The following is an 18,712-nucleotide window of genomic DNA, read 5'->3' on the forward strand; positions in this document are numbered from 1 at the left end:
TCGGGCCATCTGCCTCCGCCTTCTCACCATGGCGCCCAAGACGCGCGCCCAACTCGCCGAAGCCCTGCGCAAACGTAACGTGCCGGACGAGGCCGCCGAAGCAGTCCTGAGCCGCTTCTCCGAGCTCGGCCTGATCAACGACGAGGCGTTCGCCGCGGCCTGGGTCGACTCACGGCACCACGGCCGGGGCCTGGCCAAGCGCGCCCTCGCCGCTGAACTGCGACATCGGGGTGTGGACACCGACACGGTCAAGGAAGCAGTGGAGCGGCTGGATCCCGACCAGGAGGCGGAGACGGCGCGGCGGCTGGTGGAGCGCAAGCTCGCCTCCACCCGATCGCTCGACCCGCAGGCCCGTACGCGGCGGCTGGCGGGCATGTTGGCGCGCAAGGGCTACTCCGCGGGCCTGGCCTTCCGCGTGATCCGCGAGGCGCTCGAAGCGGAGGGCATCGACGTGGAGGAAGACTTCCCGTAACCTCCCCGCGGCTCCCGGCTCCCGGCTCCCGGCTCCCGGCTCCCGGCTCCCGGCTCCCGGCTCCCGGCTCCCGGCTCCCGGCTCCCGGCTCCCCATCGACGAGAGCACTGTCCACCCCACCGTGGAACAGCTCACCGGTCGTCCACCCCGCACCTTCGGTCATTGGGCCACCACCCGCGCCTGGCGATTGCCAGCAGGTCGACGGCGGCGGCTGGGGGGACCGCGGTGAGCGTGCCGTCGACCAGGCCGAGAGCGACGAGTTCGGCGAGCACGGCGTGGGCTTCCGGCATGTGCACATCGGCGGCTGCGCGGTCCAGGTCGGCGCGCAGCTGGCGGAGCAGGTAGCGGTAGAGGCGTTCCTGCCCGGCGGTCAGCCCGAGGCTGGCCAGGGTCATGGTCACCTCCCAGAAGGCTGCGGGTTCGGATTCGGTGGGGCACGTGCTCCTACCGGTTTCCTCACTGCCGAGTGGGGCGAGGCCGTCACCAGCGTGCAGGTCCAGCGGATGGGCAAGGTCGGGCCCGAGCCGCTCCGCCCGTCCAGGTGTCCTCGGTCACGCGGCGCGGCCGGACCGGTTGACAGGGGCGAAAGTGGTCGGCCATCCGAACTCGCGTCCCATGCTGGATCGACACCGTGCCCGGCCTCGGAAGTGAGTGCCGAATGTCGGAGCTGGTGCGGCGTCCAGCCGCTCTGGCGGCCCGGTCGAAATGGCGATCGGCTCGGGTATGGAGGATTCGGGGGATTTCGATATGTGCGCGATCCCGCCCGGTGATCGAATCATCGGGCGGGATCCCCCGGTGGAAGCAGTACGGGCTCAGGTGAGGTTCCTGCGCTTCAGGACGGTGAGGCCGGCGGCGGTGAGAACTGCGGTGAGGCCGGTCATGATCGCGGTGGGTGTGGCGGTGAAGGGTTCGCCGGAGACGACCATGGGCAGGTTGGGGTACGGCACGAAGTACTTGGCGATCCAGTAGTCGATGCCGAAGATCGGTCCTAGCACTTCGCCGAAGAGGTTGACGAACAGGAACGCCGCCCACGAGATCGCCGCCGCCCCTTTGGGGAGCAGGCCGAAGGCCAGGATGCCGACCCCGGCCATGACCCACGTGGCGGGGATCTGGACGAGAGCGCCCGCGAGCACCTTGCCGGGCGAGCCGGCGATCAGGCCCATGGTCAGCCCCGCGACCAGCAGGATCAGTGCGCTGCCTGCCAGCGCGAACAGCAGGTGGCCGGCGGCCCAGCGCAGGCGGTGGACGGGGGTGGACAGCAGGAGCTCGGCTCGGCCGGAGGTCTCCTCGGTGCGTAGCCGCAGCAGTGTCAGCAGCGGGTAGAGGGCCGAGACGTAGCCGAGGCTGAGCACGATCAGCCACAGGTAGGCGTCGGTCATGGTGGCCTCGGGCGAGGCGGTGTAGCGGCGGAAGAACTCCTGCACCGCGGCCCCCTGGCGGGCGACCTCCTCGATGGAGGCGGCCAGGGCGCCGAAGACCAGGCCGGCGACCGCGTACCCGATGGTCCAGCCGCCGAGCAGGCCCCGCTGCAGGCGCCAGGCCAGGCTCAGCGAGCTGTGCAGCCGTACCGATCCGGCCGGACCCGGGCGCTCCGGGATCAGGCCGTGGCCGAGGTCGCGCCGTAGGCGCAGCCGGCAGGCCAGGGCGATCGCGGCGGCGGAGCAGGCCAGGCTCAGCAGCAGCACGGCCAGGTCGTTGGCGCCGTACGGCTTGACCAGGTGCGACCAGCCCTGCGGGGACAGCCACTTGAGCACGGTGAAGCCACTGCCGTCGGAGACGAAGCGCAGCGTGTAGCTGAGGCCCAGGCCCAGCCCGGCGACCCCGATCGCGGTGCGCGCGGTCTGGGTGAGCTGGGCGGCCAGGGCGCCGATCGCGGCGAAGACCATGCCGGCCGCCGCGATGGCGGCGCCGAAGGCGAGGGAGCCGGCGGCGTCGGCGCCCACCTTGACCATGGCGGCGGCCGTGATCAGACCGGCCAGTACGGCGGAGCCGCAGGCGACGGCGAGCGCGGCGGTCAGCGGGGCGAGGCGGCCGACGGCGCCTGCGCCGACCAGTTCGCCGCGGCCGGATTCCTCATCGCCCCGGGTGTGCCGGATGACGGTGAGGATCATGATCAGTCCGAGGATGGTGTAGATGGCGTCGGCGTTCTTCCAGACCGCCATGCCGGCGAGTGTGGGCGAGAAGACCTCGCCGGCGAAGGCGGTCAGCGCCCTGTTGGCCGCCATTTCCTGCGCAAAAGACGAAATATCGGGAATTTCGGCGTATCGGGTTACCTGTCCGGCGGCCAGCGTGGCCACAAGCAGCAGCCAGGCCGGGGCGATGAAGCGCTCGCGGCGCAGAATGAGCTTGGTCAGGATCCAGGTGCCGTTCATTTACTTCACTGCCTCGGACTCGTAGTGACGAAGGAACAGGTCTTCCAGCGAGGGCGGCTGGCAGGTCAGGTTGCGCACGCCGACCCGGACCAACTCGGCGAGCGCCGCGTCGAGCCGCGTCTGGTCGACCTCGAACTCGATCCGGTTGCCGGCCACCCGCACGTTGTGGAGGTCGGGCATGCGCGCCAGGCCGTTCGGCTCGTGGGCCAGGTCGGCGGTGACCCGGGTGCGCACCAGGCCGCGCAGTTGCGCGAGGGTCCCGGACTCCACCGTCCGTCCCCGGCGGATGATCGTCACCTGGTCGCACAGTGCCTCGACCTCGGACAGGATGTGGCTGGACAGCAGGACGGTACGGCCGCGCTGCTTCTCCTCGGCCACGCAGTGCTGGAAGATCGCCTCCATCAGCGGATCCAGCCCGGAGGTCGGCTCGTCGAGGATGAGCAGCTCGGCGTCGGAGGCGAAGGCGGCGATCAGGGCGACCTTCTGCCGGTTGCCCTTGGAGTAGGTCCTGGCCCGCTTGCGCGGGTCCAGCTCGAAGCGCTCCAGCAGCTCGGCCCGGCGGCTCGCGTTCAGGCCGCCGCGCAGCTTGCCGAGCAGGTCGATCACCTCGCCGCCGGTCAGCGACGGCCACAGGCTCACGTCGCCCGGCACGTAGGCCAGCCGCCGGTGCAGCTGCGTCGCCTCGCGCCAGGGATCGCCGCCCAGCAGTGTGGCCGTGCCGGAGTCCGCCTGCAGCAGGCCCAGCAGGGTCCTGATCGTGGTCGACTTGCCGGCTCCGTTCGGCCCCAGGAAGCCGTGCACCTCCCCGGCTCGCACGGTCAGGTCCAGCCCGTCCAGCGCCCGGGCCCGGCCGAAGGACTTGACCAGTCCCGCCACCTCGATGGCCAGCTCCATCGCTGCCACACTCCTCGTCTTGCGTTGTTGTCGCAGGACAAGACGGTAGAAGTGCGGATCTTGCCGGGGTATCGGGCATGTGCCCTAATTGGCGTCCCTACCGGGGCAGCCGGGCGAGCTCCGTCCGGGTCGAGATGCCCAGCTTCGGGAATGCGCGGTAGAGGTGGTGCCCGACCGTCTTGGGGCTGAGGAACAGCTGCGCGGCGATCTCCTTGTTCGTCGCGCCGGTCGCGGCCAGCCGTACGACCTGCAGCTCTTGAGGTGTGAGCTGAGCGAGCAGGTCAGGCGTGGCCGGCGCGGAGCTCTCGCCGGCCGCCAGCCGCCGACGCTGGAGGAGCTGTTCCTGCGGCACTATGAGGGAGCCGCCAGATGACTGGCACCTGGGTGCTGATCCGGCTCATTCTGCGCAGGGACCGCGTGCTGCTGCCGGTGTGGATAGCGATCAGCGCGCTGCTGCCGGCGAGCATCGCCTCCTCCACCACGGCCCTGTATGCCGACCAGGCCGGCCGTGAGGCCTTCGCGGCGGCCACGATGAGCAACCCCGCGCAGCTGGCCACGCGCGGCCCCATCTACGACGCGAGCGTCGGCGGGCTGACCGCCTGGACGCTCGGTTCGTCCGCGGCGCTGATCGGCGGGCTGATCAGCATCCTGCTGGTGACCAGGCACACCCGGGTCGGGGAAGAGGCCGGCCGACGGGAGCTGCTGTCGTCGGGTGTCATCGGCCGCCACGCTGGCCGCCGCGCTCGCGGTCGTGCTGGCCGCCAACCTGCTGCTGGGCCTGCTGTCGGTGCCCGCCCTGGTCGGCAATGGCCTGCCTGCGGGTTCCTCGGCGTTGTTCGGGCTGTCCAGCGCCGCGGGCGGCTGGGCGTTCGCGGCCGTGGCCGCGGTCACCGCGCAGCTCACCGCGTCGTCCGGTACGGCGCGCGGCCTGGCGATCGCCATCGGCGGCCTGCTGTTCGCGCTGCGCTCGCTGGCCGACACCGGCGGCATCGGCTGGCTCGCGTGGCTGACGCCGTTCGGCTGGGTCCGGCTGAGCAAGCCCTACGCCGGCGACCAGTGGTGGGTGCTGGGGCTGGTCGCGGTGGCCGTCACCCTGGCCACGGAGGGGTTGGCGTTCCTGCGCCGCCGCGATCTGGCACCCTCGTCCTGAGACCCCGCGACCTCCAGCGCAGAGCGATCCGATCGCCTGGCCTGGCAGCGGCTGCTAGTATCACCGACGGCGTAAGAGACGCCTGATGGCTACGTGACGAGGGAGGTTGATGAATATGGCTGCCAGCAGCTGTTATCAGCATGCCCTTGTCCGGTCCGCGCGAGACTAGCGCGCGGCCCGGGTCGTTCCATCGACCAGGAGTCTCACATGTCTTCTCTCTTTCCGGTGACCGATGCCGATCTGACCACCGACCGCCTCATCCTGCGGTCATGGCCCGCGGCCGAAGTCAGCGTCGTTCTGGACGGTGCCCGGTTGGCGCACTGGGCCGAGGACTTCCCCGCCGAGGGGGACCAGGTCATCGTCGGCCTGTTCGCCGAGCACCCCACGTGGCTGGACGAGTACGGCCACCGCCAGATCATCGAACGCGACAGCGGTCTGGTGGTCGGCTCGATCGGCCTGTTCTGGCCGCCCAGCGACGGCACCCTGGAGATCGGGTACGGCATCGTGGCCTCTCGCCGGGGGCGCGGTTACGCCCCCGAGGCCACGCGTGCCCTGACCGAGTTCGCCTTCACCGCACCGGGGGTCCACACGGTCCACGCCAACGTGGAACTGTCGAACCCCGCCTCGATCCGGGTGCTGGAAAAGGCCGGCTTCCAGCGATCGCACACCGACGCTGAGCAGAACACGGCCCGATACGTCGCCACACCGCCGCTCCAGCGGTAACCACCCTCAGGGGATCGGCGGCATGCCCCGCCGATCCCCTGAATCGCCAGCCGGACGGTCGCGGCCCAGATGGAGGAGCTCATGGCAGGCCATAGGCGTGACCTGGGCGTTCGCCTCGCCGAGCGCGGGTTCACGCGTGTCGAGCCGCTCGGGCGTGGCCTGGAGTTCTCGGTCTTCCTCGCCGAGCCGGGCAACGGCGGGGATCCGGTCGCCATCCGCGTCGCCGAGCGTCGCTTCGACTCCACGGTCAACGATCCCCGGGTCGACACTCGAGCCCTGCTGCGGCAGGAATACCGGCTGGCCCGCCTGCTGCGTGACCACGGGCTCCCCGTCGCTGAGCCCGTCACCCTGATCCTCGGCGAGACCTTCGACGAGCCGGACATCCTGGTCAGCCGCTACGTGGAGGACGACGGATCGGAGCTGGACTCCTTCCTGCTCGGCGGTCTCCTGGCCAGGCTCCACGCGCTCCCGCTGCCCGAACTGTTGCCCGGACTGCGTCTTGTCGCCGCCGGACGGTCGACGGCGCCCCGGCTGCTGGTCGGCAGGATCCTGCGCCGCTGGAACGAGATCGGCCGCCTCACGGACGACTGGCCGCCGGCGCCCTCCGCCGACCGGCTGCTCCCGATCGCCGCGCCGCTGGGTCACGGCTGCCTGCTCCACCTCGACGTGCGCAGGGCCAATGTGCGCTGTCACAAGGGCGAGGTCCGCGCGCTGCTCGACTGGTCCAACGCCGTCCTGGCCCATCCCGCTCTGGAGTTCGGACGCCTGGGGGAGTTCGCCAGACTCCCGGAGAATCAGGTCGACCTCGTGGCGCTACGCACCGGCTACGAGCTCCACGCCGAGCCCCCGCCCGAGACCGGGCCGCTGGAGCTGCTGTGCCGCCTCGACGCCGCCGTGATGCTCGCCCTCGTCTTCCTCGCCGAATCCCCCGACCCCGTCCGGGCGAACGCCGCCGTGGAGCGCGTCCTGGAACTGTGCGAGCACCTGGAACGGTGAAGCCCGGCTCTCTCCAAGAAGCCCCACTCACTCCAAGCTCGCAGGCCCCAAGAGGGGCAATTCGGGCAGTAATGGGGGATATGGGGCAGAGTGTGGAGATGCAAGCCCGTAAGACACGCTTGATGACGCGTTTGCTTGCTCGTGACCTGTTCGACGCATAACCTCGACGGCAGTGAGGAGTTACTCCGCGCAGCGCGGATTGCCATACCGGTGAAAGTCGGACGAACGAGGTTGATTGATCGAGGCGGGCGAGGTGTCGGCTTTACGAGTCGACGCCCGGTCAGTCTTGGCTGGATATCGATCCTGACGCCCGCCGGGCTGTTCGTGGCGCGCTTGTGACCCCTCCCGTTTGTGGCCGCGTTAATGAGGTGTTGACGACGCGAGGAGGGCGGGGCGCACATGGGGCCGCTGGTCGTGGTGCTGATGGTGGCGGTGCTCGTGCTCGCGTTCGGGATGATCGTCGCGCTCCTCGTCGTCATACGGCGCACCTCAGGCGACTCGCCACGCGTGGGCAAGCCCAGCCCCAGCCCCGAGCAGGTGCAGGCCGTACACGAAGAGCTCGAGCAGGCGCGTGAGGAGGCGCGGGAGATCCGCCAAAAGGCGGAGACCGACGCCGAGGAGATCCTGCGCAGGTCGGAGGCCGCCGCCGAGAGCGCCGCGCAGATGCGGCGGGAGGTGGAAGAGGAGAGCCGGATACTCAAGTCCGAGCTCAAGGAGCTACGTGCCGACCTCGAGCGGCGGGAGGCCAGGCTGGCCGAGCGGGAGCAGCGGCTGGACGAGGAGGCCAGGCGGCAGTCCGAGCGCGACAGGAAGCTGGGCGAGACCGAGGTCGAGCTGGCGGACCGGCGCGAGGAGCTGCTGCAGGTCGAGCAGGAGCGGCGGGTCATCCTGGAACGGGTCGCCGGCCTGACCGGTGAGCAGGCCAAGGCCGAGCTGGTCAAGGAGATCGAGAACCAGGCCAAGCGCGAGGCCGCGCTGATCGTCAGGGAGATCGAGGGCGACGCCCGCAAGGAAGGTGAGAAGCGCGCCACCAAGATCGTGACGCTGGCCGTGCAGCGGGTGGCGGCGGAGCAGACGGCGGAGTCGGTCGTCAGCGTGCTGCACCTGCCCGGAGACGAGATGAAGGGCAGGATCATCGGGCGCGAAGGGCGGAACATCCGGGCCTTCGAATCCACGACCGGCGTAAATCTGATCATCGATGACACTCCGGAGGCCGTGCTGCTGTCGTGTTTCGATCCCGTGCGGAGGGAGACGGCCCGGCTGACGCTGGAGAAGCTCGTGCTGGACGGGCGCATCCACCCTCAGCGCATCGAGGAGGCGCACGACCGCAGCCGCCAGGAGGTGCAGGACCTGTGCGCGCGGGCCGGCGAGGACGCCCTGGTCGAGCTGGGGATCACCGACATGCATCCGGAGCTGACGCTCCTGCTCGGGCAGCTCAGGTACCGGACGTCGTACGGGCAGAACGTCCTCAAGCACCTGATCGAGTCCGCGCACATCGCCGGGATCATGGCCGCCGAGCTGAAGATGAACCAGGCGTTGATGAAGCGCTGTGCCCTGCTCCACGACATCGGCAAGGCGCTCACGCACGAGGTCGAGGGCAGCCACGCGCTGATCGGGGCGGAGATCGCCCGCAGGTACGGCGAGGAGGAGGACGTGGTGCACGCCATCGAGGCGCACCACAACGAGGTCGAGGTCCGCACCGTCGAGGCGGTGCTCACCCAGGCCGCCGACGCGATCAGCGGCAGCCGGCCCGGCGCCCGCCGCGAGTCCCTGGAGGCGTACGTCAAGCGCCTGGAGCGACTGGAGGAGATCGCGCAGTCGTACGAGGGCGTCGAGAAGGTCTTCGCCATGCAGGCCGGGCGGGAGATCCGGGTCATGGTCAAGCCGGACGCGATCGACGACATCCAGGCGCAGGTGATCGCCCGCGACGTGGCCAAGCAGGTGGAGGAGGAGCTGACCTACCCCGGCCAGATCCGCATCACCGTGGTGCGGGAGTCCAGGGCCACCGAGTTCGCCAGGTAGGCGCTGTGCCGGCGCAACCGATGAGCCCCGGTAATCAGGCGAAAAGCTGCTGGTAGAAGGCCAGCTCGGCGGCCAGCGCGGCCGCCCGCGTCTCCGTGCGGCGGAAGCCGTGCGACTCGCCCTCGAACGCCAGATAGGTGCACGGCACGCCCCGCTCGAGCAGCGCGTCCGCGAAGGCCGACGACTGCTCCGGCGGCACCACGGGGTCGTCGAGCCCCTGCAGGAGCAGCATGGGACAGGTCACGCCGTCCACCAGGGCGAGCGGCTCCCTGGCGGCGTACACCTGCGGGCCCTCCGGTCCGACCAGCCATTCCACGTAACGCGACTCGAAGTCGTGGGTGTGCGCGACGAGCGGCGCGAGCGCGCTGACGCCGAAGTACGACACCCCGCCGGCGAACACGTCGGATCGGCAGCAGGCCGCCATCACGGTCCACCCGCCCGCGCTGCCACCGCGCACCGCGATCCTGCGGGGATCGGCCAACCCCTCCGCGGCCAGCCATTGGGCGGCGGCGACCGTGTCCGCCACGTCGACCAGCCCCCACTGGCCCTTCAGCCGGTCGCGGTACGCCCGGCCGTAGCCCGTCGAGCCGCCGTAGTTGACGTCGAGCACGCCGATGCCGCGCGAGGTCAGGAACGCCTTCTCCAGGTCGAGTGCGGTGTCGGCGTGCGCGGTCGGCCCGCCGTGCACGAAGATCACGAACGGTGGCACGCCGTCGGTCGCCGGGCCGTACGGCGGGTAGAGAAAGGCGGGCACCGGCGACTCGACGGCCCTCGGCACGGGCAGGTAGGCCGGGTCGGGCAGGCGTGCCCTGTCGCTCCTGAGCGAGCGGGACTCACCGGAGGCCGCGTCCACGCTGACGACCGACCGGGGAGTCGTGGGGGCGTACCCGATGCCGACCACGGACATGCCCTCGGCGGCCAGCGCCGCGTCCCACCCGTCGTAGGGCACGTCGAGGTCGGTGAGCGTGCCTGAGACCGGGTCGAGCACGCCCAGCCGCAGGTCGCCACGCCCGTGCAGGACCGCGAGCCGCCCGTCGCCGAGCATGGTGTAGGGCGGCCCGCCCAGCCGCCACGGCGGCAGCGTGAACTCCTCCTCCGCGGCGTGGACCGCGCGCAGGCCGTCGCCGTGGAGGCCGATCTCGTAGAGGTTCCACCAGCCGGAGCAGTCGGAGAGCAGGTAGAGGCCAGCGTCGTCCTTCCAGGCCGGGGCCAGTACGGACTCCTCTGGGCCGCCCTTCACCGTCCACGAGCCGCCGCCCGACAGCCGGGTGACGCGTAGCTCGGTGCCGTCCCAGGGCATGCGCGGGTGGTTCCAGCAGACATAGGCCAGATGCCGCCCGTCGGGGGAGACGGCGGGGGAGGCGTAGAAGTCGCAGCCGGTGGCCCATTCGCTGGTCTCGCCGCCGTCCAGCGGGATCGACACGACCGACCTGGTGACCTTGCCGTCGCCGTCGTGGTGCTCGCGTACGCACCAGACCTGGCCGTCGCGCACCGACAGGTCGGCGTAGCGGCAGCCCTCCTCCGTGAGGGGTTTTGGTTCGCCGTATTCGCGCAGAATGTACAGGCGTTGATCCTTGAGGTGGGCGAAGACCACCTCGCCCTCAGGGGTCACGGCGTACGGCTTGCCGCCGTACTCGTGAACCCTGGTGCGCGCGCTCCAGGGAGCCCTCAGCAGCTCACGTTCGGTGCCGTCGGCCGCGCGGCACACGATCGTGGTGCGCCCGCCCTCGTCGGGACGGTCCTCGGTCCACCAGACCCGGCCGTCCTGGGCCGTGGGCCAGCCAGGGCGCACGCCGGAGCCGGCCACGTCTCTGGTCGAAATGGGGGAGGGCCAGAAAGGCATACCCGCATCCTGCCGGAAGATCGGCGGCGGTGTGCGGCGGTCCCCACAGTTCAGGGGCACCCCTCCGGCTTCGGCAGATACCACGGCAGCTTGAGCCCCGTCTTGCCGAACCACTTGTGCAGCAGCCGCGTGGCCGTGCCGTCATGCCACATCGCGGCGATCGCCTGGTTGACGGCCTCGCAGGTGGCGGCGTCGCCCTTCTTGATCCCGACGGCCCACCTCTCGTCGATTATCGGGTCGTTCAGCAGCCGGAAGCGGCCGGGCTCCTGCTGGGCGAACCCGGCCAGGATCAGGTTCTGGGTGCTCACCGCGTCGAGCCGGTGGTCGGTGAGCTTGCGTACGCAGTCGGAGTAGTTGGCCGCGTTCACCAGCACCGCGGGCAGGTCCAGCTTGCCGTCGGGCGGCGGATCGACGACCCGCCGGTACGAGTTCGAGCCCTCCGCCAGGCAGAGCCGCTTGCCGCGCAGGTCGGACACCTTCTTGATGCTGGTGTCGGTCGCGCGGACCATCGTGTCCTGCTGGACGATCACGTACGGGCCGGCGAACGTCACCTTGGGCCTGCGCGCCTCGGTGATGGTGTAGGTGGCGACGATGAGGTCCACGCTGCCGTTCTGGAGCAGCGCCTCCCGGGCGGACGAGGGCGACTCCCGCCACGTGATGTCCACGTGGCGGCCGTGCGCGAGATAGTTGACGATGTATCTGGCGACGTCCACGTCGAACCCCTGCGGGTCGCCCGGCCCGACCACCAGTCCCAGGCTCGGCTGGTCCCACTTGGTGCCGACGACGACGTGCCCGGTGTTCCTGATCTTGCCTACGACAGTGCTGTACGAGCCTCCGCCACCGCATGCGGCCAGGCCCATGACGGTGGCGGCTGCCAACGCCACATATGCCCGCCGCATGGACACCCCCGGTCTCTTGCTACAGGAGTGTGCTCGCCCGGCATCCAGTACGGGAACGGGACATTGGCGGTATTTAACCGAGTTGTGGCACCTTCTTGGGGCTTTGCTGCCGCAAGGGGAACGCGGACGGCGGCGGCACGCAGGTTCGCGCGCCGCCGCCGTCCGTTCTTCAGGTAAAGGGCCGTCATTCCAGCGTGGCGACGGCCCCCCGTCCAGAGCCGCCGGTGGGACCCGTGCCGATCGCCGAAGGCGGCGCGATCGGTCCTCCCGCCGCCGACTTGCGGCTGCGGCGGCTGCGGCGCTCGAGCCAGTGCGCGAGGTAGCTGAGAGCCAGGTTGATCAGCACGTAGAACAGCGCCAGCACGATGGCGCTCGGGATGAGGTTGCCGTAGTTGACCGCGAACTGCTTCAGCCCGGCGTTCAGCAGGTCCTCGTAAGCGATGATCCAGCCGAGCGCGGTGTCTTTCAGCAGCACGACCATCTGGCTGACGATCGCCGGCATCATCGCCGTGGTCGCCTGCGGGACCAGCACCAGGCGCATCACCTCGGACTTGCGCAGCCCGATGGAGTAGGCGGCCTCGGACTGGCCCCTCGGCACGGCCAGGATGCCCGCGCGGACGATCTCGGCGAGCACCGACCCGTTGTACAGCGTCAGGCCGATGACGACGGCCCAGAACGCCGGCACGCTGACCGTGTAGCCGCTCAGCGTGGCCGGGCCGGCCTGCACGAAGTAGATGAGGATCAGCAGCGGGATGGCGCGGAAGAACTCCACGACGCCGCCGCAGAACAGGCGGATCGCCCGGTGGTCGGAGAGCCTGCCGAGGCCGAACACCACGCCGAAGAGCATCGCGAGCACGGCCCCGACCACCGCCGCCTGCAGGGTGCCGATCACGCCGGGGATGATGAAGCCCGTCCACGTGTCGCCGCGCAGGAACGGCTCCCACTTGGCGGCGTCGAGCTGGCCCTTGTCGCCCAGCGTCGAGATCACGACGTACGCGATGAGCAGCAGGACCGCGACGGACAGCAGCGTCAGCACGTTGTTGCGCAGCCGCGCGCGCGGCCCGGGGGCGTCGAACAGAACGCTGGTCATCGGGCCACCGCCAGTCGCTTGGCCAGCCAGCCGAAGAAGAAGCCGGTGGGGAGGGTCAGCACCATGTAGCCGAAGGCGAAGCCGAGGAAGATGGGTATCGTGCCGCCGAAGTCGTCGAACATCTGCTTCATCTGGGCCGCCGCGTCGAGATAGCTCGCCACGGTGACGATCGTGGTGTTCTTGGTGAGGGCGATCAGGATGCTGCCCAGCGGGGCGATGACCGACCGGAACGCCTGCGGCAGCACGATCAGCCGTAGCGACTGGACGAACGTCAGCCCGATGGCCCTGGCCGCCTCCGCCTGCCCGACGGAGACGGTGTTGATGCCGGAACGCAGCGCCTCGCACACGAACGCCGCGGTGTACGCCGACAGGCCGGCCACCGCCCACCAGAAGTAGTTGGTGGAGGGCTGGTCGGAGAAGGTGAGCTGCATCGTGTCGCTGAGCCCGAGCGCGCAGAGGATCAGCACCAGGGTCAGCGGGGTGTTGCGGACGACGTTGACGTAAAAGGTCCCGGCCCAGCGCAGCACCGGGGTGGGAGCCACGCGCATGGAGACCAGGACGGTGCCGAGGATGAGCGCGAAGAGCCCGCTCATGAGCGTCAGCCGGATCGTCGCCCAGAAGCCCAGGAGGATCTTGTCGAACTCCTGTACCAGCGGGGAGAAGTCAAACAGGGTAGAGGTGTCCATGACATTCCTCGTCGACAGTGCTCGGCGGCGAGCCTGAGCGGCTCAGGCTCGCCGCCGTGCGATCGGACCCGGACGGGAGATCAGGAGCAGCCCTCAGCGGGCGGCGCCGAGGTCTCGAACTTCAGCCCGGTGCCGGCGAAGTGCTTCTCCAGCAGCTTGGCCGCGGTGCCGTCGGACCACATCTGGGCCACGATCTTGTTGATCTCGTTGCAGCTCTCGACGTCGCCCTTCTTCAGGCCGATGCCGTACTTCTCGTCCGTGAACGGCGCGCCCGCCACCTTCACGCCGGTGCCCTCGCGCTTGGCGAAGCCGGCGAGGATCGTGTCGTCGGTGGTCACGACGTCGACCGCCTTGGTCTTGAGCTTCTGGATGCACTCGTCGTAACCGCCGGCGGGCACCAGGGTCGCCTCGACCTTGAGGTTCTGCTTGTTGGTGCCCTCGGTGATGTTCTTCCACGAGTTGGAGCCGCTGACCTGGCAGACCTTCTTGCCCTTGAGGGTGTCGAGGCTCGTGATCGTGTTGTCGTCGGCCCGGATGAGCGAGTCCTGGTGCGCCAGGTAGTAGGGCCCGGCGAAGGTCACCTGCGGCTTACGCGCGTCGGTGATCGAGTAGGTCGCGATCACCAGGTCGACCTGGCCCTGCTTCAGGAAGCTCTCCCGGTTGGCGGAGCGGGCCTCCTTGAACTCGACCCCGCTCTCCGGCACGCCCAGCTTGCCGGCGATGTATTTGGCGACATCCACGTCGAAGCCCTCGACCGTGCCGTCGGGCTTCTTCAGGCCCAGACCCGGCTGGTCGTACTTCACGCCGACTACGAGCTTCTTCTCGTCCTTGGCCTTCTGCACCACGGTGGTCGCCCCACCGCCGCCGCAGGCGGCGAGACCGGCGATCATGGCCCCGGCGGCAACGAGGGCAGCGCTCACGCGACGGATATGCATCGTCCTACCTCGGCTCTCTCAATGCGTCAGAATCTTAGAAAGGAAATCCTTGGCCCTGTCGGTCTGGGGAGACCCGAAGAAGGCGTCCGGGTTGTTCTCCTCCACGATCTGGCCGTCGGCCATGAACACGACCCTGTTGGCGGCCCTGCGGGCGAAGCCCATCTCGTGGGTGACGACCATCATGGTCATCCCGTCGCGGGCCAGCCCGATCATGACGTCCAGGACCTCCTGCACCATCTCGGGGTCAAGGGCCGACGTCGGCTCGTCGAAGAGGATCATCTTCGGGTCCATCGCCAGCGCCCTGGCGATCGCGACCCGCTGCTGCTGACCGCCCGACAGCTGGGCGGGATATTTGTCCGCCTGCGCCGCGATGCCGACGCGCTCGAGCAGCTCCATGGCCCGCTTGTCGGCGGCGTCGCGCGCCTGGCCGCGGACCTTGATCGGGCCGAGCGTCACATTCTCCCGAATGGTCTTGTGCGCGAAAAGATTGAACGACTGGAACACCATGCCGACATCGGCACGAAGTTTTGCCAGAGCTTTACCTTCCTGAGGCAGCGGCTGGCCGTCGAAAATGATTCTCCCGCCGTCGATGGTCTCCAGCCGGTTGACGGCCCGGCAGAGCGTGGACTTGCCTCCGCCCGAAGGACCGATGACGACCAGTACCTCGCCCCGGGAGACGGTCAGATTTATGTCCTTCAGGACATGCAGCGCCCCAAAGTGTTTGTTGACGTTCTCCAGCCGTACGAGTGGAGCGCCGTTGCCGTTCTCCGTCATGCGTCAAACCGTAGACGGTCCGCAGAGTGCTGGTCACTAACTAAGCGGTACCGATCCGATCACATCATGCCACCAAGCTGGCCTTTTGGATCGGTACGGGCCTTGCCAAGCCGGACAGCGACTACCCTTGAACGTGCGATGACTGTGACCCAGGACGGCGCCCGCACATACGAAGTGCGCACATACGGGTGCCAGATGAACGTGCACGACTCCGAGCGCCTGTCCGGTCTGCTGGAGGACGCCGGCTACGTGCCCGCCTCCGACGGTGAGACCGCCGACGTGGTCGTGTTCAACACGTGCGCCGTGCGGGAAAACGCGGACAACCGCCTCTATGGCAACCTCGGCCACCTCAGGCCCGCCAAGACGCGCAACCCGCGCATGCAGATCGCGGTGGGCGGCTGCCTGGCGCAGAAGGACCAGGGCGAGATCGTCCGCAAGGCGCCCTGGGTCGACGTGGTGTTCGGCACCCACAACATCGGCTCGCTGCCGGTGCTGCTCGAGCGGGCCCGCATCGAGGGCGAGGCGCAGGTCGAGCTGAAGGAGTCGCTCGAGGTCTTCCCCTCGACGCTGCCCACCAAGCGCGAGTCGGCCTACGCCGCCTGGGTGGCCATCTCGGTCGGCTGCAACAACACCTGCACGTTCTGCATCGTGCCGTCGCTGCGCGGCAAGGAGAAGGACCGCCGCCCCGGCGACATCCTCGCCGAGGTCCAGACCCTGGTCGGCCAGGGTGTGCTGGAGGTGACGCTCCTCGGCCAGAACGTCAACACCTACGGCGTGGAGTTCGGCGACCGCCTGGCCTTCGGCAAGCTGCTGCGCTCGTGCGGCACGATCGACGGCCTGGAGCGGGTCCGCTTCACCTCGCCCCACCCCGCCGCCTTCACCGACGACGTGATCGCCGCCATGGCCGAGACGCCCAACGTCATGCACCAGCTCCACATGCCCCTGCAGTCGGGCTCCTCGCGGGTGCTGCGCGCGATGCGCCGCTCCTACCGTGCGGAGCGCTACCTCGGCATCATCGAGCGGGTGCGCGCCGCCATGCCGGACGCGGCCATCTCGACCGACATCATCGTCGGCTTCCCTGGGGAGACAGAGGAGGACTTCCAGGCCACCCTCGACGTGGTCCGCGAGAGCCGCTTCGCCAACGCCTTCACCTTCCAGTACTCCATCCGCCCGGGCACCCCGGCGGCCACCATGCCCGACCAGATCCCCAAGGAGGTCGTGCAGGAGCGCTACGAGCGGCTGGTGGCGCTGCAGGAGGAGATCTCATGGGAGGAGAACAAGAAGCAGGTGGGGCGCACGCTCGAGGTCCTGGTGGCCGAGGGTGAGGGCCGCAAGGACGACGCCACCCACCGCCTGTCGGGCCGGGCGCCCGACAACCGCCTGGTGCACTTCAGCGCCGGCGCCGAGACCCCCAGGCCGGGCGACATGGTGACGGTCGAGGTGACGTACGCGGCCCCGCACCACCTGGTGGCGGACGGGCCGGTCAAGGGCCTCAGGCGCACGAGGGCAGGCGACGCCTGGGAGTCGCGCCAGTCCGGCTCTGCCCAGTCCTCGGGCGTCCTGCTGGGCATGCCCACCATCGGCCGCCCCGCCCCCGCCCCTGCCGCTCCTTCAGGAGCCTGCTCGGCGCACTGAGGCCCACCTGCGGCGGTCAGCGGGTGAGGCGGTTCAGGTAGGCGTAGCAGGGTTCGCGGCGGAAGTCGTGGAACGTGGCGCAGGGATCCGCGGCAACCCTGCCCGAAATCGACGCAGCCGGGTCGGCGCGCCGGTCTGGCTCCTCCTCGGCGGGCGTCCGGGGAGCGGGCAGTACCTTCGGCTGAGCGGGCAGGACCTTCGGCTGAGGAGCGGCTGAGCCGGAGGCGGGAGGCGGCTGGGGAGCCGCCGATCGCTGCGGCTGCGTCCATGTCGTGGCGGGCGGCGGTGGCACGGCGCTGGACGCGGGAGGTCCCGTCGTGGACCCCGGGGGGTCCGTAAGAACCAAGGGTCCCATGACGGTCGCCGGAGGCGGCTCCGCGGTGCTGGACGGGGTGTCGGAGATCGTCGATTCCGGCGGCGGGACGGAGTGAACCCAGGAGAGCGGCAGGAGCTCGGAAGTGCCGTCCTGGAACGATCCATCCGGTGATTGCGAGACAGGCGGAACCGGAGTCCCGGTAACGTACGAGAAATTCGCCCGTGGGGAAAGCGTGCTTTCCCGATCGAATTCCGATGACCTTTCCGGTGACGCCTCCTGCGCGTTGGTGAATGCCAGGAATATGCCGGTGATCGCGGTGACGAGCACTCCGGCGGCTCCGGCCACGGGTGCGAGGCGGGCACGACGACCTGGGCAAATTGATCTAGAGGGGGACAAGTCGTGATTCCTTTGTGATTGGTGTGCGAGCATTCGGTCGTTGCGGCTAGTGTGGTCCATCACCCCTAGAAGCCGGTTAGCTTTCCCCCGATACGACCGCAGGGAGCCGCACCACCATGCAAGATCCGATCGAGCCGGATCGTCTCGAGATCCTGTCCGGGCCCGGAGACGCCCGCCCGGCGGCCAGGGCTACGACCCCGGCCGGCAAACCCCCGAAGAACACCAGGAAGACCGTCGTCATCGCCGCTTCGGCGCTCGTCGCCGTGCTGGCGGCGGGCGGTGCCGGCTATCTGCTGGCCGGCGGCCAGGGCGAGACGGCGCAACCGGGCGTCGGCCGTCCAGCGCCCTCGCAGAGCGTCGGAGGGAACGAGGACCTCGGGGGCGACGACGCCACCACGGGCGACGCCACCACCGACGCCCCTGACGACGACCTCTCCACGGACGCCCCCGACGACGGCTCCATGGGAGACGCGGTGACGGACGTGGGCTCGGGCGGCGACCCCGCCACCGACACAGGCACGAACCCGTCCCGTGGCACGGCCGGGACCGGCGACGGCAAGACGCCCGCCACGACGTCCCCCACCAAGGCGCCGCAGCCATCCGAGGCCGACAACCCCGCGGACGGCCCGGCGGGCGAGCTGAGCGGCCAGTGCGCGAAGAGCGGCTGCTGAGCGCGGGCGAGCGCCCCGTCAAGTGGCTCGGCGAATATCGGTGGCACTGGACCTACGGCAGGAGCCACCGCACTCCGTAGGGTCGGCGCATGACGACTGACAAAGCCGAGGTCCTACGGGCGCTGCATGTGCCGGGAAGGCCCGTGATCCTGCCCAACGTCTGGGATGCCGCCTCCGCCCGTGCCGTGCAGGAAGCCGGGTTCCCGGCCGTGGCCACCGGCAGCGCCGCCGTGGCCCAGGTGCTGGGCTACGAGGACGGCGAGGGTACGCCGGTCGGCGAGATGATGGCGGCGATCGCCCGCATCGTCAGGGTCGTGGACGTGCCGGTCACCGCCGACATCGAGCGGGGCTACGGCCTCAAGCCGGCCGAGCTGGTCGAACGCCTGGCCGCGACCGGAGCCGTGGGCTGCAACATCGAGGACTCCACCGCCGGCGCGCTGGTGGACCCCGGCGAGCAGGCGGACTTCCTCGCGGAGCTGCGGGCCGCGGCCGGCCAGGGGCTGGTGGTCAACGCGCGGGTCGACACCTACCTCCTCGGCCGGACCGCCCGCGAGGAGGCGGTGGAGCGCGGGCGGCGGTATCTGGCGGCGGGGGCCGACTGCGTCTACCCGATCGGGCTGGGGGACGAGGACGAGATCAAGGCGCTGGTGAGCGAGCTGGGCGGGCCCGTCAACATACTCTTCAGGCCCGGGCTCCCGGCATTCGAGCGGCTGGCCGAGCTGGGGGTGGCCAGGATCAGCTTCGGCGGCGGGCTGCACCGGGCCGCGCACGTCCACGCCCAGAGCCTGATCGCGAAGGTCAAGGAAGGGCGCAGCCCGTACTGACCTGCACGCCGCGT

General features: G+C 69.9%; 20 protein-coding genes. 9 read left to right on the forward strand and 11 right to left on the reverse strand.

Features of this window, described 5'->3' with window-relative positions:
* Positions 1-28: 28 nt before the first annotated feature.
* Positions 29-472 carry a regulatory protein RecX gene (locus tag ABN273_RS18215; protein ID WP_349450080.1) on the forward strand — a complete coding sequence of 148 codons (444 nt, stop codon included), beginning with the start codon at positions 29-31 and terminating at the stop codon, positions 470-472.
* Positions 473-603: 131 nt separating this feature from the next.
* On the opposite strand, the gene ABN273_RS18220 is transcribed toward ABN273_RS18215, so the two are convergent.
* The 5 genes from ABN273_RS18220 to ABN273_RS18240 form a co-directional block, all read right to left on the reverse strand.
* Positions 604-867, reverse strand: a complete 264-nt coding sequence (locus ABN273_RS18220; RefSeq protein ID WP_349450081.1) for a hypothetical protein — start codon at positions 865-867, stop codon at positions 604-606.
* A 417-nt stretch (positions 868-1,284) separates the two neighbouring features.
* A complete protein-coding gene (locus tag ABN273_RS18225; protein WP_349450082.1) occupies positions 1,285-2,844 on the reverse strand; it encodes an ABC transporter permease in 1,560 nt (519 codons plus the stop codon).
* Positions 2,845-3,738, reverse strand: coding sequence for an ABC transporter ATP-binding protein (locus tag ABN273_RS18230; protein WP_349450083.1), 894 nt, complete (start codon positions 3,736-3,738; stop codon positions 2,845-2,847).
* A gap of 97 nt (positions 3,739-3,835) precedes the next feature.
* A complete protein-coding gene (locus tag ABN273_RS18235) occupies positions 3,836-4,090 on the reverse strand; it encodes a response regulator transcription factor (RefSeq protein WP_349450084.1) in 255 nt (84 codons plus the stop codon).
* Between the two features lie 217 nt (positions 4,091-4,307).
* Positions 4,308-4,457 (reverse strand): hypothetical protein, encoded by a 150-nt coding sequence (locus ABN273_RS18240; RefSeq protein WP_349450085.1) that lies wholly within the window; start codon positions 4,455-4,457, stop codon positions 4,308-4,310.
* Between ABN273_RS18240 and ABN273_RS18245 the strand changes: the two genes are divergently transcribed.
* The 4 genes from ABN273_RS18245 to rny all read left to right on the forward strand — a co-directional run bounded on the left by ABN273_RS18245 (position 4,451) and on the right by rny (position 8,629).
* Entirely contained in the window at positions 4,451-4,888 is a 438-nt protein-coding gene (locus tag ABN273_RS18245) for a hypothetical protein (protein ID WP_349450086.1), read from the forward strand. The genes ABN273_RS18240 and ABN273_RS18245 overlap by 7 nt on opposite strands.
* 207 nt (positions 4,889-5,095) lie before the next feature.
* Complete coding sequence (locus ABN273_RS18250; protein ID WP_349450087.1) at positions 5,096-5,611, forward strand: GNAT family N-acetyltransferase; 516 nt, start codon at positions 5,096-5,098, stop codon at positions 5,609-5,611.
* 81 nt (positions 5,612-5,692) lie between these two features.
* On the forward strand, positions 5,693-6,607 hold the full coding sequence (locus ABN273_RS18255) for a phosphotransferase family protein (RefSeq protein ID WP_349450088.1): 915 nt from the start codon (positions 5,693-5,695) through the stop codon (positions 6,605-6,607).
* Between the two features lie 399 nt (positions 6,608-7,006).
* Entirely contained in the window at positions 7,007-8,629 is a 1,623-nt protein-coding gene (gene rny, locus ABN273_RS18260; protein ID WP_349450089.1) for a ribonuclease Y, read from the forward strand.
* A 34-nt stretch (positions 8,630-8,663) separates the two neighbouring features.
* On the opposite strand, the gene ABN273_RS18265 is transcribed toward rny, so the two are convergent.
* The 6 genes from ABN273_RS18265 to ABN273_RS18290 all read right to left on the reverse strand — a co-directional run bounded on the left by ABN273_RS18265 (position 8,664) and on the right by ABN273_RS18290 (position 14,856).
* Complete coding sequence (locus tag ABN273_RS18265; protein WP_349450090.1) at positions 8,664-10,472, reverse strand: S9 family peptidase; 1,809 nt, start codon at positions 10,470-10,472, stop codon at positions 8,664-8,666.
* Positions 10,473-10,522: 50 nt separating this feature from the next.
* Positions 10,523-11,371 carry a glutamate ABC transporter substrate-binding protein gene (locus ABN273_RS18270; RefSeq protein WP_349450091.1) on the reverse strand — a complete coding sequence of 283 codons (849 nt, stop codon included), beginning with the start codon at positions 11,369-11,371 and terminating at the stop codon, positions 10,523-10,525.
* A 184-nt stretch (positions 11,372-11,555) separates the two neighbouring features.
* Complete coding sequence (locus tag ABN273_RS18275; RefSeq protein ID WP_349450092.1) at positions 11,556-12,461, reverse strand: amino acid ABC transporter permease; 906 nt, start codon at positions 12,459-12,461, stop codon at positions 11,556-11,558.
* Positions 12,458-13,147: an amino acid ABC transporter permease gene (locus tag ABN273_RS18280; protein WP_349450093.1), complete on the reverse strand. Its 690-nt coding sequence runs from the start codon at positions 13,145-13,147 to the stop codon at positions 12,458-12,460. Before ABN273_RS18280 ends, ABN273_RS18275 begins: the two co-directional genes overlap by 4 nt.
* An 80-nt stretch (positions 13,148-13,227) precedes the next feature.
* Complete coding sequence (locus tag ABN273_RS18285) at positions 13,228-14,082, reverse strand: glutamate ABC transporter substrate-binding protein (protein ID WP_502911055.1); 855 nt, start codon at positions 14,080-14,082, stop codon at positions 13,228-13,230.
* Positions 14,083-14,100: 18 nt separating this feature from the next.
* Positions 14,101-14,856 carry an amino acid ABC transporter ATP-binding protein gene (locus ABN273_RS18290; RefSeq protein WP_349450095.1) on the reverse strand — a complete coding sequence of 252 codons (756 nt, stop codon included), beginning with the start codon at positions 14,854-14,856 and terminating at the stop codon, positions 14,101-14,103.
* A gap of 138 nt (positions 14,857-14,994) precedes the next feature.
* Here ABN273_RS18290 and miaB point away from each other — a divergent pair, with 138 nt between their 5' ends.
* From miaB to ABN273_RS18310, 4 genes are all read left to right on the forward strand, one after another.
* Positions 14,995-16,491, forward strand: a complete 1,497-nt coding sequence (gene miaB / locus ABN273_RS18295; RefSeq protein WP_349450096.1) for a tRNA (N6-isopentenyl adenosine(37)-C2)-methylthiotransferase MiaB — start codon at positions 14,995-14,997, stop codon at positions 16,489-16,491.
* Positions 16,492-16,763: 272 nt separating this feature from the next.
* On the forward strand, positions 16,764-16,922 hold the full coding sequence (locus ABN273_RS18300) for a hypothetical protein (RefSeq protein ID WP_349450097.1): 159 nt from the start codon (positions 16,764-16,766) through the stop codon (positions 16,920-16,922).
* A gap of 397 nt (positions 16,923-17,319) precedes the next feature.
* Entirely contained in the window at positions 17,320-17,874 is a 555-nt protein-coding gene (locus ABN273_RS18305; protein ID WP_349450098.1) for a hypothetical protein, read from the forward strand.
* A gap of 89 nt (positions 17,875-17,963) precedes the next feature.
* Positions 17,964-18,698: an isocitrate lyase/PEP mutase family protein gene (locus ABN273_RS18310; protein ID WP_349450099.1), complete on the forward strand. Its 735-nt coding sequence runs from the start codon at positions 17,964-17,966 to the stop codon at positions 18,696-18,698.
* Positions 18,699-18,712: the final 14 nt, after the last annotated feature.

The organism is Nonomuraea sp. B19D2 (assembly GCF_040137845.1).
Lineage (GTDB): Bacteria > Actinomycetota > Actinomycetes > Streptosporangiales > Streptosporangiaceae > Nonomuraea.